General features: G+C 43.0%; 16 protein-coding genes. 3 read left to right on the top strand and 13 right to left on the bottom strand.

The genetic code is table 11. From position 1 onward, the window contains the following. Nucleotides 1-133: 133 nt before the first annotated feature. From NQ095_RS00445 to NQ095_RS00490, 10 genes are all read right to left on the bottom strand, one after another. A complete protein-coding gene (locus NQ095_RS00445) occupies nt 134-724 on the bottom strand; it encodes a YpjP family protein (protein WP_258261562.1) in 591 nt (196 codons plus the stop codon). Between the two features lie 923 nt (nt 725-1647). Beyond that, nucleotides 1648-2424, bottom strand: a complete 777-nt coding sequence (locus NQ095_RS00450; protein WP_258261563.1) for a class I SAM-dependent methyltransferase — start codon at nt 2422-2424, stop codon at nt 1648-1650. Nucleotides 2425-2527: 103 nt separating this feature from the next. Beyond that, on the bottom strand, nt 2528-2962 hold the full coding sequence (locus NQ095_RS00455) for a BrxA/BrxB family bacilliredoxin (RefSeq protein WP_258261564.1): 435 nt from the start codon (nt 2960-2962) through the stop codon (nt 2528-2530). 21 nt (nt 2963-2983) lie between these two features. Next, nucleotides 2984-4111: a conserved virulence factor C family protein gene (locus NQ095_RS00460; protein WP_258261565.1), complete on the bottom strand. Its 1128-nt coding sequence runs from the start codon at nt 4109-4111 to the stop codon at nt 2984-2986. Between the two features lie 78 nt (nt 4112-4189). Beyond that, nucleotides 4190-6076, bottom strand: coding sequence for an ABC-F family ATP-binding cassette domain-containing protein (locus NQ095_RS00465; protein ID WP_258261566.1), 1887 nt, complete (start codon nt 6074-6076; stop codon nt 4190-4192). Continuing rightward, complete coding sequence (locus tag NQ095_RS00470; RefSeq protein WP_258261567.1) at nt 6073-6717, bottom strand: HD domain-containing protein; 645 nt, start codon at nt 6715-6717, stop codon at nt 6073-6075. The genes NQ095_RS00465 and NQ095_RS00470 overlap by 4 nt, the downstream gene beginning before the upstream one ends. 97 nt (nt 6718-6814) lie before the next feature. Beyond that, nucleotides 6815-7672 carry a DegV family protein gene (locus NQ095_RS00475; RefSeq protein WP_258261568.1) on the bottom strand — a complete coding sequence of 286 codons (858 nt, stop codon included), beginning with the start codon at nt 7670-7672 and terminating at the stop codon, nt 6815-6817. A 43-nt stretch (nt 7673-7715) separates the two neighbouring features. Next, nucleotides 7716-8213: a hypothetical protein gene (locus NQ095_RS00480; RefSeq protein WP_258261569.1), complete on the bottom strand. Its 498-nt coding sequence runs from the start codon at nt 8211-8213 to the stop codon at nt 7716-7718. Between the two features lie 28 nt (nt 8214-8241). After that, the gene (locus tag NQ095_RS00485; RefSeq protein WP_258261570.1) at nt 8242-9933 is read right to left on the bottom strand and encodes a formate--tetrahydrofolate ligase; all 1692 of its coding nucleotides are present in this window, start codon (nt 9931-9933) and stop codon (nt 8242-8244) included. Between the two features lie 191 nt (nt 9934-10124). Further along, entirely contained in the window at nt 10125-10799 is a 675-nt protein-coding gene (locus tag NQ095_RS00490) for a class I SAM-dependent methyltransferase (protein ID WP_258261571.1), read from the bottom strand. Nucleotides 10800-10996: 197 nt separating this feature from the next. Between NQ095_RS00490 and NQ095_RS00495 the strand changes: the two genes are divergently transcribed. Further along, a complete protein-coding gene (locus NQ095_RS00495; protein ID WP_258261572.1) occupies nt 10997-11215 on the top strand; it encodes a DUF3892 domain-containing protein in 219 nt (72 codons plus the stop codon). A 94-nt stretch (nt 11216-11309) separates the two neighbouring features. Here NQ095_RS00495 and mntR read toward each other — a convergent pair whose 3' ends face one another. Then, the gene (gene mntR / locus NQ095_RS00500; protein WP_034758545.1) at nt 11310-11726 is read right to left on the bottom strand and encodes a transcriptional regulator MntR; all 417 of its coding nucleotides are present in this window, start codon (nt 11724-11726) and stop codon (nt 11310-11312) included. A 297-nt stretch (nt 11727-12023) separates the two neighbouring features. On the opposite strand from mntR, the gene cspD reads away from it, so the two are divergent. Beyond that, the gene (gene cspD, locus NQ095_RS00505) at nt 12024-12224 is read left to right on the top strand and encodes a cold-shock protein CspD (protein ID WP_201713251.1); all 201 of its coding nucleotides are present in this window, start codon (nt 12024-12026) and stop codon (nt 12222-12224) included. A 55-nt stretch (nt 12225-12279) separates the two neighbouring features. On the opposite strand, the gene NQ095_RS00510 is transcribed toward cspD, so the two are convergent. Further along, on the bottom strand, nt 12280-12477 hold the full coding sequence (locus NQ095_RS00510) for a zinc-finger domain-containing protein (RefSeq protein ID WP_258261573.1): 198 nt from the start codon (nt 12475-12477) through the stop codon (nt 12280-12282). 73 nt (nt 12478-12550) lie between these two features. Next, entirely contained in the window at nt 12551-13201 is a 651-nt protein-coding gene (locus NQ095_RS00515) for a reverse transcriptase-like protein (protein WP_309137590.1), read from the bottom strand. A 109-nt stretch (nt 13202-13310) separates the two neighbouring features. Here NQ095_RS00515 and NQ095_RS00520 point away from each other — a divergent pair, with 109 nt between their 5' ends. Beyond that, a complete protein-coding gene (locus NQ095_RS00520; RefSeq protein WP_258261575.1) occupies nt 13311-13991 on the top strand; it encodes a queuosine precursor transporter in 681 nt (226 codons plus the stop codon). Nucleotides 13992-14005 lie beyond the last annotated feature (14 nt).

A 14005-nucleotide genomic window follows, 5' to 3' on the forward strand; every position in this document is an offset into this window, starting at 1 on the left:
ACACTTATTACTATTTTACCATAATGATAGACACTACTTCAGAGAGTATTATTTCCATTTTTAATAAAATGAGCAAAAAAAGCAAGCACGCTCATCCACGTGCTTGCTTTGATTCTTTTTAGTATATGATAGATTAGGACACGCTCATCCATTGAGGAGGAGTGTTTTTATCCCAGAAAATGCTTCCGAGTTCATGGTGTGCCTGGAATTGGTCATGTACCGTATGGTAGTGAAAATTGAAATAATAGCCATCTTTTGGTGGATGGTCTTTTCTTACATGAAATCGAATGATATCTTCACCCGAACGCTCGTCATAAATGTGAAAGATCTTTTCTGTTTTAGCATATTGAGGTACTTCTGAAATGGTTAGGGACGTTAAATCTTCTTCCGGAAATTGAGCTGCTGTATCCGCTATCGCTTTTTCAATGTTTGGAAGGATTAACGATCTGAATTCATCCTCTATGACAGGCTTGATCTTGGTCCCGAATTTTTCATAAGCAGATTTTTCTGCTTGTACCAGCATGGATTCTATAAATACATCATGGGTTAGCGCAGGCTCTTCTTCTCTTGTTTCCTCTGGAGTCGATTCCACGGTGGAAGGCTTGCCATTATTCTTGGCAAGGGCATGATTTTCTTCATTCAGAAAGGCTTGTGAGGGTGAAACAAGTCCAAATGTCAGGATGGATAGTATGATAAAAAACGATTTCTTGAGCCAGATCGACATAGATAACGTCCTTTCCTATGTATTACGTCTATTATTATACTACTTCTTACGTTTAAAAAGTGAAAAAGGTTTCATTTTTTTGTAGGATATAAAAATCTTTATGTGGTAGTATATTAATGAGGATACTTTGTAAGGAGGATAACTAGATGGATACTGGAATTATGATCAATATCGGATACATACTTCTGTTAGGTTATTTTATTGTACTGGGATTCACTGATTAATATGTATGGGATTAGACAGGCGATGGATGCCTGTCTATTTTATTGATTGTTTATGTAAACATGGTAGCATTTTGATGGAGCGAGCAGTGGTTGATTTCCACTCCAGGTGCTCGCTTTCCGCGTGGCGTGAGTTGAGCCTCCTCGGGCTTTTCCCTGCGGGGTCTCAAGATCCAGCTACGGTGGCTAGCCCCTCGAGGTCATAAGCTAAATGGTCCAAGAAGGCAAAAGAACGCCTTCTAAGCCCATTCATCTTATGCTTGTCGGGGCTGAGCAAGCCACCTCCGCTTTTCTGGCTTTCCCACGTTTCCCGCAGGAGTCGAGCACCTGCAGCGAGAATCAACTGTCCAAGCTTAAGTATTTTACTAAAACGGTGTGGCAGGGTTCTTTACAACCAAATCATTATCTAGTGGTTGTACTGACTGATTATAGCTTATAAACTAATGCTCTTTATCTATACTGTTTTATGTACCATTTAGCTCTGTCAAAATATACTTCTTCAGAGGGTGAAGGGAACTGCGTAGACTCCTACGGAAAACGGGCGTGCCGAGACCCCGGAAGCGAACTGTGCTGAGGAGGCTTGGCCGAACGTCCGTGGAAAGCGGAGCAGTTCCCTTCACCCTCCCGCACACATTCAATGACAGAGCATTTACAAATCATAGTCTGTGTAAAAATCACAACAATCTATGCCAACAAAGCCATTTATAACCGGATCACTCCAAAGTGAAACTTGGCTGACGGCCGTTTCAACACTTCAAAGCCCATTTCTTCGAATAGGGGTGATTGATAGTGTTCTTTTAATACGACCCGCTTTTTGGCCACTCTTTTCGCTTCTTCTATTCCTTCTTTTGTAACGCCGGTATAGCTTGCCCATTGTCTGATGGGATTGATTCCATGTGAGTCGGTCAATGCTTCTTCAAACATGGGATCAATGTAAACGACGTCGACTGCATCATTCCTGAATTTCTTTAGTTCTTCGACAAAATGTCCATTGAGGACGTTTATACGCTTCATGGCCCGATTTAACGCAGGAAGCGGGGAATTCCATTCCTGTAGTCCATGAAGAACGATATGGGCAATGAATTTATTTGCTTCGATCCCTGTTACCGACCCTGCCTCCCCTACGATATGACTCGCAATGATACTGTCTGAAGCAAGTCCAAGGGTGCAGTCCAGAAAGCTCATGCCTTCCTTAAGGTCTGCCGCTTCTATGAGTGGATCTTTCTCTCCCCTCATAAGCCTCTTGATTCGAAAGGATGCGGAATTCGGATGGAAAAAGAATGGCTCCCCCCTCCCATCCCGCGTATGAAGTTCCAGGCGTTCTTTCCCGATGACGAGGCAGTCCCCATCCGCTTTTTCCATATGGTGACGTATCGATCTTTTTTCCCTTGGGATATATGGTATAGAAAGGCGATTGGCTGCCTCATGCGCTTTATCTATTACGTTCTGATTGGTTCTTCCACAAGTGGTGACAAACACGTTAGTGATTCTCCTTTGGATATTCGTTTTCTATCATCTTTTCATTATCCTACCACAAAAAAAGAGCGGATGACTCTGTCATCCGCTCTTTTTTGATGGACTGTTAGCAGTTTTCATTAAATGCCGTCACCAGATTTGAAATAATGGAAGAAATGTCGTGATCTTCAATTTCTTCCCTGGGGATAAAGTGAACGACCTTGTTTCCTTTAAGCAAAGCCATGGATGGAGAAGAAGGCTCGTAACCGTCGAAGTATTCCCTCATCTTGGCAGTCGCTTCTTTGTCCTGTCCTGCAAAAACCGTTACAAGATGGTCAGGGGTCTTATCGTTATTCATGACGGATTGAGTGGCAGCGGGACGTGCTAGTCCTGCTGCACATCCGCAAACAGAGTTAACGACAACGAGGGCCGTTCCTTCTGTGTTTTCCATGAAATTCTCGACTTCCTCTTCTGTACCAAGTTCTTTAAACCCTGCTTGCGTTAATTCTTGCCTCATCGGTGTAACCAACTGTTTCATATATTCTTCATATGCCATAGACATGCATAATCAATCCCTTCCTGTTTATTGATGACGTGCTTCAGTCATCTGTTTCCATACCGATCCTTTTGCTTCTTCGCCGCCTTCGATTCGCTCAATGGCCATTTTCACCTGAAGTTTCACTTCGAATTCAGGGTCATTTTCCGCCTCTTTTAACCCTGGCAAGGCAGATTCATCACCGACTTCATAAAGGAACATGGCCGCGCGCCATCTGACCAGTTTACTCTTATCCTTTAAGGCATCAATCATTTCCGGTACGGCACCTGCAAATCCCAGATCAGAAAGACAGTCACCGGCCGTCCTTCTCACGGTTACGGACCTATCATGCAGTCCCTTGTACAACAAAGGAAGGACTCTTTCATCTTCAATCATTCCAAGGTACACAACGGCTAATCGGCGGATCGATACTTTCTCGTCCTCGAGCGCTTTCTGAAGTAGAGGTAAGTCTGCCAAGGTAGGATCCTCCATCGCATCCAGTTTCTGATACCTGGTTTCCCATTCCGGTGCTTCAAAGTCTTCGGCGGTCACCTTTTGCTTTTTCTTATAAATGAGTGGTCCCTTGGCATCGGTTGTTCCCTGTGCTTCTTCGACAAGCTTTGAAAGTCTTTCAGAAGGATAGGCTGCCACTAATTCTTCCGTCACGTCGCTTCCGATCTCATCCAGATCACCGTACCGGATGCCATAATCTTTCCACTTTCTAAGGAGGACGACATTATCGCCCTCTTTTTGTGCCTGACCAACCGCTTCAAGGAATGAAGAAGACAGGGAAAAACGCTTTTCCTGTTCCCCATCTGTCACCTTTACTTGCATCGGAATTCCTTTGAACATCTGTACACTGACATTCACTTCACCAAAATGTTCCTCCATGGGGGATTCCGTTTCTTCATTATCTGTATCTTCACCGAATGCTTTTCGCACCTGTGGCAGAAGCTCCTGCCAATCGAATTTAGCATTCCGTTCGACGGCAAGGAAGTCGGCAACATGGTATACCCCTTTAACACCTTCGATGGCCAAGATCTCTTTGATGACGGGAGGAGCCCCCTCCGCTTCATCTTTTTTATAATTGTTGCTCTTCCCGGCCTTCATTTCCTGATCGAGAAGAACTTTCATCGTATTCGGACTTGGAGTAGGTTCAATTGATACGATCCTCAAGATTGTTACCCCTTTCTCTAAACAGTTCATTTACCTTCCATTTTAACACAGTATCCCTTTTGCCTTAAAGAAAGAGACTTATTCGGCATATTCAGAGAGATAGGTCCACCTCTCAATGAGCCTTTCCAGTTCTTCGTTAAGCTTTTCACTTTCCTCCATCAACTCTTGAGCCCGTTCGAAGTTGCTGCCGACTTTTTGGAGCTCGGCATCCGTCTCCTCTATTTTCGCTTCAATGCCTGCCATCTTATCTTCCATTTCATCCCACTCTCTTTTTTCCATATAAGAGAGCCTTTTTTTCTCTTTCTCCTTCACTTCTTTAACAGGGACTGGTTCCTTCATTGAATCTGTCAGCTGCTTCTTATTTAAAGCTTCACTCTTCTCCAGATACTCAGTATATTCCCCGTAATAGAAATCGATCTGAGCGTCCCCATTGAATATTAACAGCTGATCAGCCGTTTTATCCAGAAAGTACCGGTCATGGGAAACAGTGATCACGACACCGGAAAATTCATTGATATAATCCTCAAGCACTGTCAAGGTTTCTGTGTCTAAGTCGTTGGTAGGCTCATCCAGCAGAAGGACGTTTGGTTTTGACATTAATAGTTTCAGCAGGAAGAGCCTTCGTTTTTCACCGCCGGAAAGCTTTCGGATCAATGTCCCGTGGGTGCTCATTGGAAAAAGGAATCTCTCGAGCATGGATGTAACAGAAACTTGTTCTCCCTTATCTGTGGTTATATACTCTCCCGCTTCTCTTATATATTCAATCATTCTCATATTTTCATCCAGTTCTTCATGACCCTGGGTATAGTAGGCAATCTTGACGGTCTGTCCCTTGACCAATTCTCCTTTTGTCAGCTCATCGGTTCCTGCAAGGAGATTTAGGAAGGTTGATTTTCCGCTACCGTTTTTCCCTACTATTCCGATACGGTCTTTAGGCTTGATCAGAAAGGAGAATTCGTTTAATATTTGCTTGTCTTCAAATCGTTTTGACGCACTCTTGAACTCATACACCTGCTTGCCTAAGCGATTTCCTCCAATCGCCATATCTACTTGTCCATTGGAAGAGCCGGATGACATAGTATCTTCCAGGTGTTCGAATCGCTGGATACGGGCCTTTTGTTTAGTAGTCCGTGCTTTTGCTCCCCTTCTCATCCACGCAAGCTCTCTCCGGTAGAGATTTTGCTGTTTTTCGGATAATTGGCGTTCCACTTCTTCACGTGAAGCTTTGGCTTCAATAAAGGAAGCATAATTCCCTTTATAGGCATACAGGCTGCCTCCATCCAATTCAAAGATGCGATTTGTCACTCTATCCAGGAAATACCGGTCATGTGTCACGAGTAACACTGATCCGTTATATTTCCCCAAATAGTCCTCCAGCCACTTGATGGACTGATAGTCCAAATGGTTGGTCGGTTCATCCAGAATAAGCAAGTCCGGAGTTTCAATGAGGACCGCTGCCAGTGCCACTCTCTTCTTTTGTCCACCGGATAATTCATTCATCTTCTTCCCGAAATCGTGGATGCCGAGTTTTGTTAAGATGGCTTTAGCATTTGCACTTGCATCCCAGGCATTGAGAAGATCCATTTGCTTTTGGGCCTCAAATAATTCATCTTGTACCCTTGGACTTTCCGGGTTCTCCTCCATCTCCATGAGAACCGTTTCATAGTTTCTCATCGCCTGGATGATCTTCGCTTCTCCGCGGAATACTTGTTGAAGCACGTTCAATTCCCCATCAAATGCGGGTTCCTGTTGGAGATAGGCAATATGATAGTCGTTCGGTTTTGAAAGCTCACCGGTATCATATTCTTCCATTCCTGCAATCAGTTTCAACAGGCTTGATTTACCTGTACCGTTCACTCCGATCAGTCCGACTCTCTCCTTCTCGGTAATGGAAAAGGATATATCTTTAAACAGTGTTTTCTCTCCATAGGTTTTGGAAATATTCTCAGCTGTTAACATTCTCATTCTTGACCAGTCCATTCTTTATTGAATTGCTCTAGGAACCGGAGCATGAAGTCATGGCGTTCTTCTGCCAAAATCCTGCCGGTTTCCGTGCACATTAAATCTTTCAATTTCAGTAATTTTTCGTGAAAATGATGGATGCTGGAGCTATCCCCATTTCTGTATTCCTCTAAGGTCATGTGTTCCCTCACTTGAAAATCAGGGTCATACATCGCTCTGCCTTTCCTGCCCCCATATGCAAATGTCCTGGCGATGCCGATCGCCCCGATGGCATCAAGGCGATCGGCGTCCCGGACGATTTTCGCCTCTATCGTAGTCAATTCCGCTTCATGGCCACCTTTATACGAGATGGAATAGATGATCGCCTTCAGTAACGCCTTTTCATTTTCGTTGAGTGTGAGATGCGTTAGGATATGATCCAGTTTTTTCTTTCCTTCTTCTTCGCTTACGAATTTCTCGTCCGGCACATCGTGAAGCAGTGCCGCAAGCTCAATGATATAAGTACGGGAAATCTGCTCACTTCCTGCGATTCTAAGAGCCTGTTTCCTCACTCGATCTAAATGATACCAATCATGTCCGGTTGATTCACCTATGTACTCTTGTTTTAAATAGTCTATTACTCTGTCCAGCTCTTTACGCTCCACATATCCACCTTCTCTTCCATTGTACCAAATGATGTTCTACTTTCAGAATAAAAAGGAGTGGATGCCTGAATCTACACATCACTCCTTTTTGATTTTTTCATTTACTTTCTGAAAACCAGCTTATACCGATTGTGTTTTCGCCAGCATGTACACCGATCACTGCCCCCAGGGGATATGCCCCAAATTCAATTTCAGGATAAGCTTGTCTTAGCTGTTCCATCCATTCCAAAGCATCCTCCCGATTTAATCCGTGTAATACAGATACTTTCCCTATGTTCCTATTTGCGAGAGCGAGATCCAACTGGTGACTCATGCTGACGAAGCCTTTTTTTATGCTTCTTACCTTGTCCTCCACTTTAAGTTTACCATCTTCAATGGAAAGCATGGGCTTTATCTTCAGGACGCTTCCCAGAAAAAAGGATAGACCGCCCATCCTCCCGCTTTTATGTAGCTGTTCCAGGCTCCCTACCATGACATACGTCTCACAGGAGTTGATTCTTTCTTCAATCGCTTCTTTTATCTGACACGGATCTTTTCCTTCCTCAGATAAACGTTGACCGTACTGAATCAGTTCTGTCAGCGGATTGGAGAGGATCTTCGAATCAATGCAGCGAATATTCGGAATGGTGTCCTTCAGGAGTTCCGCAGCCTGATAAGCAGACGAAAAGGTCCCGCTGAAATGAGACGAAACATGGATGGAGAAGATATAGTCATAGTCCCTTGACAGTTGTTCGAATAATACCTTAAACTTGCCGATTGAAGGCTGGGAGGTTTTCACTTCCACCTTTTCGTTCCTTAATTTAGCGAATAATTCTTCAGGTGACAGGTCGACGCCGTCCATATACTCCTTCTCTCCGAACAGGATGCTCATCGGAACAACATAGATGTCATTTTCACCATTACCCGATTGATTTGGAACATATGCAGTACTATCTGTTACCCAAGCTATTCTCATGAAAAATTCCCCTTTTTTCTATTTATATGAGCTCCCTTTGGTACTATACGTCCCTTTGATCCAGTTGCTTCAATGTGTCTACAGAGAACGATATCATCTGTAATACATCATCGACCATTTCCTCCGTAATCACCCGATTGAAGGATAAGATTCCCTCATATGAGGTCGGTTTAACGGAGGACTTCACTTCTTTCCATTCCCAGTGTTTATCTTCCCCCCAGGCTTCTTCAAGGATCTCCATATGACGTTGAAGTTTTTCATCGCCTTTATAGACGACGAGGATGTCCGCTCCCGCCGTATTCTTTTCAGTCATCATCTTTCTTTCTGCCAGGAAATGTCCCATATCCGCCTTCAGATGAAACTCGATTGAAAGTGATTTTTTATATGGGAGGCAATAATGAATTTGATAACAGCGCTCATAATGAGCAAAATCAAACAAATCCTTCCGATCAAGTATCTGAATATCCCCTGTCAAGTCAAGATCGTAGACTGCTCCTTCAAAGATGACCTTTAAATTATCAAATGCTGTCGGGTCAAACATCTTCACCCCTCCTTTCCATCACTCATCTTTAAAACAGTCCGATTGCCCTGCCTTCTTCATCTACATCCATACCGAACGCAGCCGGTTTTTTCGGCAGTCCGGGCATCGTCATGACTTCTCCCGTCAAAGCAACGATGAAGCCGGCTCCGATCTTAGGCTTCAGTTCGCGTATCGTGATGGTGAAATTCTCCGGTCGGCCAAGTTTTGCCGGGTCATCAGAGAGGGAGTATTGCGTCTTGGCCATACAGATCGGGAGAACGCCCCAGCCACGAGTTTCAAACTCTTCCAATTGTCTTCTTGCTTTGACCGTGTACTCTACCCCGCTTGCGCCATATACTTTCTTGGCTATAGTGTCAATTTTCGATTGCAGGGAATCCGACAGCTCATAAAGGGGGGAGAATTCCTTATTATTTCCTTCTATCTCATCTAAAACCTTCTCTGCTAAATCGATTCCTCCTTCTCCGCCTTTAGCCCATACATCGGTTAATGAAACCTTTTTATTCTGGTTTTCACACCACTTGATCAAGGCATCGATTTCATGGTCACTGTCTGTTGCGAACCTGTTGATGGCAATGACATATGGAACATTGAAGTGCTCGAGGGTCTCCATATGCTTCTTCAGATTGGATAATCCTTTTTCCAGGGCCGGAAGGTTTTCTGTTTGAAGGTCGTCTTTCGACTGGCCTCCATGCATTTTCAAGGCACGGATGGTGGCAACCAGAACAACGGCATCTGGAGATTTACCTGCAGCACGGGACTTGATATTCAGGAATTTTTCCGCTCCTAAATCTGCCCCGAACCCGGATTCTGTCACCACATAATCTGCAAGCTTCAAAGCCGTTTTCGTCGCCATGACACTATTGCAGCCGTGAGCTATATTGGCAAACGGACCTCCGTGGATAAGAGCAGGCGAATGCTCGATCGTCTGGACGAGATTGGGTTTGAGTGCATCCTTCAACAATAACGTCAGTGCGCCTTCCACACCGAGATCATCGACGGTCACCGGGTGTTTTAACCTGTTATAGGCGACGACCATCTGACCGAGCCTACTTCTTAATTCTCCGATACTCTGAGATAGACAGAGCACAGCCATGATTTCAGACGCTACTGAGATATCAAATCCGTCTTCCCGTGGAACCCCCTGTACGGGTCCGCCCAATCCAATGATGATTTGGCGAAGGGAACGATCATTCATATCAATCGAACGTTTCCATACCACTCTTCTTTGATCGATATTCAATTCATTACCTTGATGGATATGATTATCCACCAAGGCAGCCAGGGCATTATTGGCTGTAGAAATGGCATGGATATCACCAGTGAAGTGGAGGTTAATGTCCTCCATGGGAAGCACTTGTGAATAACCGCCCCCTGTTGCTCCCCCTTTGATTCCCATCGTCGGTCCCAGGGAAGGCTCCCTCATGGCAATGATGGTGTCTTTATTTAATCGGTTCAAAGCATCCCCAAGCCCCACTGTTACGGTAGACTTCCCTTCACCTGCAGGCGTTGGATTGATCGATGTTACCAGGATTAATTTCCCCTGTGGATGGTCTTTCAGTTTATGTATCGCTTCGAAGGATATCTTTCCTTTGTACTTGCCGTAAAGCTCCACGTCATCTTCAGTGAGTCCGATTTTTTTAGCAATGTCCACGATCGGCAGTAATGTTGATTGTTGAGCTAATTCAATATCTGATAATACCTTTTTCTTTATTGTAGTCATGGAAGTTCACCCTCTTAGCTTCAAATTTAGAGTAGCTTGCCTTTTTCTATTGTATCTTTATTTTACACTATAAATGAATACTTTTGCTCTTCTCTCCTGACCTATCTCCTCCGTATCCACCCCAAACGATGGTAATGATGGGGAATAGCAAAACATGATCGATTCTCAGAAGGATGAGAATCGATCATGTTTTATTTTTGAAACATAAATAATGTCGTGAAGGTCAAGGCCTGCTTTAATTCATTTGAGAGATTGTCCGTGTGTGAAGATTTCACGCCTTTTTTGTAGATATAGTCTTCACCGACCTTCTTCCATCCTTTGTCTTGGGCAAGCTTCTCCAATTCCCACGGCATCATGGTGTTACAGATGACCTCCTTACCTTGAAGACGGGGATAGGCATTTTCCCTTGGATGAGCAGTCGGTCCCAATAAGCCGATGCAAATAAATCCATCCTTCCCCACTATCCGTTCAATCTCATTCAAAGTGTGTAAAGGGTTTTCAGTCCACTCCACTGAGTTGATCGCCATTACAGCATCGAATTGCCCGTCTTTGAATGGAAGGGAACGCAAATCCCCTTGAATGAATGACAGGTTTTCCCTTTCCTGCTTCTTTGCAATCTCAACCATGTTCCTGGAGAAGTCCATCCCTGTGACCACATATCCTTTTTCAACCAACAGAAAAGATCCATATCCATCGCCACACCCTAAATCTGCAACGGTTCTAGCTTTTCCTGCGTGATTATGAAAGAAAGGGATGACGGCCTTTCTGCTTCCAGTGGTCCACATTTCGATGCTTTTTGAATGCCAATGACCTGCATTATCTTCCCAAAGGTTTTTGGCGCTTGTATGCCATTCTGAACTTTTCATATGTACACCTCAATATTTTTTCTATACTGTTCTATATTCTTACTCCATCGTCTTAAATCCTGCATGAAAGGAGGAAGAAATCTTTTTATGTACATAATATTATTATGTAAACTTAAAATGATCCTACAGTTAGAATTATGTTTTCTTTCTGATTTGTTCATACTAATGTTAAAGTCTGATCAGAAAAGGTGATAAATATGGAAGAAATATCTAAGGTGCAACGAAATTATCATGGTGACATTATAAGCTTCCAAACCTCTTCCGGCCGCATCATTTCCTACCGTAAAGCCGTATTGGAAGCATCCGAGGGATTACTTCAAGGCGTCACGCTCAATGAGAATGAATGGGGAGAAGCGGAGTTATCCAGTCTGTCAGTCGAGGATGGAACATTTAACGACTACCCTTCTATTTTTTAATTCCCGTTCCGCCCATTCAAAAAGGACTTTCATCTGAAATGAAAGTCCTTTCTTGTCTTATGTTTTTCGCCGCTTCAGTAAATGGATAAAATCATTATTCACTGCGATTTTGAATCGTTCGCAGTCCTTCTACCCTGCTCTTTTCTTCCTCGAAAAATTGTACGAGATCCCCAATGCGATCGATGGAATCCCAGCTTAAATGATGTTCGATCCCTTCCACATCTTCATAAATATGTTCTTCTTTCACTCCAATGACACGAAGGAATTGTTCCAATAGTTCATGTCTATATACTAAACGTTTTCCTACTTTATTTCCCTTTGGAGTCAGAACAAGACCGCGGTATTTCTCATAAATGAGATAATCATCCTTATCTAACTTCTGCACCATTTTGGTAACTGAGGAGGGGTGGACAGATAAAGCTTCAGCAATATCCGATACTCTGGCATAACCTTTGTTCTCAATTAACATATAAATCTGTTCTATATAATCTTCCATACTTGGTGTAGGCATTTTTTACCCTCCAAATTTCCATAAATATCATTAAAAGTTTACTATAACTACCGGATGAATACAACCCGGACACGGAACGCCGCTCAACTCCCTCCTTCACCTACATCACTGCACCGTTGACTAACCCCTTAATAAATATGACGAATGTTGACTCGAAAAACGTCATATTGTATAGTAAAGACATCATTGAAGTGAACGATTATTAAGCTTATTCTAAAAGCTAAAAAGATCATTCATTTCATGAAAACTATTTTCCAGAGGCACACTTGTGCTTGAACGATTTAGGAGGATTCTAACATGCAAAATGGTAAAGTAAAATGGTTCAACAATGAAAAAGGTTTTGGATTCATCGAAGTTGAAGGTGGAGAAGATGTATTTGTTCACTTCTCAGCGATTCAAGGTGAAGGATTCAAATCATTAGAAGAAGGTCAAGAAGTTTCTTTCGATGTTGTTGAAGGAAATCGCGGACCACAGGCTGCAAACGTAGTTAAATTATAATCATACAAAACAATAGATCAACATGATAAAGGGCAGCCCCTAAAATGGCTGCCCTTTATTTTTGATATGCATCGCTCTTGTTCAAACATTCCCCGTAGTGCCGGATTTGTTCCCCGATGGTGCATTGTTCTATACAAAAGCGGTGAGCATATGTTTTGCCATACTCCTTGCGGAAGTGTGCTTTCAGTAAGCAGTCGTTACAGTAGGTGTCTATAAGCTCATCCACTTTATCCACCACTTCTTTTCGATTCATGAGATCACTCCTAGATTTTTTCACGCACTGCAAATCTTCATTGTATTACTAGAGTATATAATACACAGCAGAATTATTCTAATCGTTTATTACTGTGCACCTTTGTGCCTTCCAATGCCTGGTTGGCAAGCTTATCGGCTTCTTTGTTGTCTTTCCTGTTCAGAACGATGAGATCGGGTTTCAGCCCAAGCTTTTGTATCAATCCTTCAATCCGGTCAAGCCATCTCTTTAATCCCTCTTCATAGCAGGGCCACTCTCCCCCAAGCTGTTTCATTGCCACCTGTGAATCGCCTTTAATCGTACAAGGTACATTTTTAACCCCGATTTCTTCAAGCAAGCCGATTGCGATATGTAAGGCAGCGTATTCAGCTTCATTATTATTTTCGATTGCCTCGAGAAGGGCATTTTTTCTGATTCGAAATGATTCCCCGCCTTTATCGTAGTAGATGACGATTCCGGCACCCGCATAGTTCGTTTCCTTATCAAATCCGCCATCAAAGAACACAACAATATTTTCGGGTTCCTTATCTAACTCCTGATTCAATCGGATGTATTCTTTCCTTGTCCAAGAGTTCCCCATTTCATCAATGATTTCAAGATCAATGACTCTTCCTGTTTTCATTAAATCATCTACATGTATCAGTGTTTCTTTCCGGTGGAAAAAACCGGATTCAAACCATATATCGGAAGCAGTTTTACTTTTATATTTAAATTTTATTTTCATTTTCATTCCTCTTTCACTCCCTTTTATCCGTTTTATTGTTCAAAATCATTTTTATTTGTATAATGAGGACTATTGTTTCATTCACTTATGGACGATTGGAGGACTTTTTATGTTTAATATATGGTTTGGCCTTGTTTTTGTACTCATTACATTCTCAGCCTTACTAGTCATGTATCGAATGTTTGGACGAACCGGACTCTTTGTTTGGATAGGGATCTCGACCATACTTGCAAACCTTCAGGTCGTCAAGACCATTGAAATCTTTGGTCTGACGGCGACGCTTGGGAATGCGATGTATGGTACCGCTTTTCTGGTGACAGATATCCTGAACGAAAAGTATGGTAAAAAAGATGCACAGAAAGCGGTTTGGCTTGGATTCTTCACGTTGATCGTTATGACTATTATTATGCAACTGGCGCTCTTATTTCAACCACATCCTGACGATTTCGCACAGGACTCCCTTGCGACGATCTTTGGCATCATCCCGCGGATTGCACTTGGCAGCCTTGCCGCTTACCTTGTAAGCCAATTTACGGACGTGTATATCTTTACGTATCTGAAGAGGAAATTCCCAACAGATGCCCAATTTTGGATCCGTAATAACGGGAGCACGATGGTGAGTCAACTATTGGATACGCTTGTCTTCACAAGCATTGCCTTTCTTGGAGAATATCCGATGCACGTTTGGTTCGAGATTTTCATTACAACCTATCTTCTCAAATGGGTGATTTCCCTTATGGATACCCCGTTTGGCTATATCGCGAAACGATTTCCGAATAATATCGGATGACCGAAGCCGGGTGT

The sequence above is a fragment of the Rossellomorea sp. SC111 genome (assembly GCF_024733565.1).
Taxonomy (GTDB): Bacteria; Bacillota; Bacilli; order Bacillales; family Bacillaceae_B; genus Rossellomorea.

Excerpts from the sequence above, each read along its gene's own strand:
- NQ095_RS00485 (WP_258261570.1), bottom strand. The coding sequence starts at position 9,933 with ATGACTACAATAAAGAAAAAGGTATTATCAGATATTGAATTAGCTCAA.
- NQ095_RS00490 (WP_258261571.1), bottom strand. The coding sequence starts at position 10,799 with ATGAAAAGTTCAGAATGGCATACAAGCGCCAAAAACCTTTGGGAAGAT.
- NQ095_RS00475 (WP_258261568.1), bottom strand. The coding sequence starts at position 7,672 with ATGAGAATAGCTTGGGTAACAGATAGTACTGCATATGTTCCAAATCAA.
- NQ095_RS00510 (WP_258261573.1), bottom strand. The coding sequence starts at position 12,477 with ATGAATCGAAAAGAAGTGGTGGATAAAGTGGATGAGCTTATAGACACC.
- NQ095_RS00515 (WP_309137590.1), bottom strand. The coding sequence starts at position 13,201 with ATGAAAATAAAATTTAAATATAAAAGTAAAACTGCTTCCGATATATGG.
- mntR (WP_034758545.1), bottom strand. The coding sequence starts at position 11,726 with ATGCCTACACCAAGTATGGAAGATTATATAGAACAGATTTATATGTTA.
- NQ095_RS00445 (WP_258261562.1), bottom strand. The coding sequence starts at position 724 with ATGTCGATCTGGCTCAAGAAATCGTTTTTTATCATACTATCCATCCTG.
- NQ095_RS00480 (WP_258261569.1), bottom strand. The coding sequence starts at position 8,213 with ATGTTTGACCCGACAGCATTTGATAATTTAAAGGTCATCTTTGAAGGA.
- NQ095_RS00520 (WP_258261575.1), top strand. The coding sequence starts at position 13,311 with ATGTTTAATATATGGTTTGGCCTTGTTTTTGTACTCATTACATTCTCA.
- cspD (WP_201713251.1), top strand. The coding sequence starts at position 12,024 with ATGCAAAATGGTAAAGTAAAATGGTTCAACAATGAAAAAGGTTTTGGA.
- NQ095_RS00495 (WP_258261572.1), top strand. The coding sequence starts at position 10,997 with ATGGAAGAAATATCTAAGGTGCAACGAAATTATCATGGTGACATTATA.
- NQ095_RS00455 (WP_258261564.1), bottom strand. The coding sequence starts at position 2,962 with ATGTCTATGGCATATGAAGAATATATGAAACAGTTGGTTACACCGATG.
- NQ095_RS00465 (WP_258261566.1), bottom strand. The coding sequence starts at position 6,076 with ATGAGAATGTTAACAGCTGAGAATATTTCCAAAACCTATGGAGAGAAA.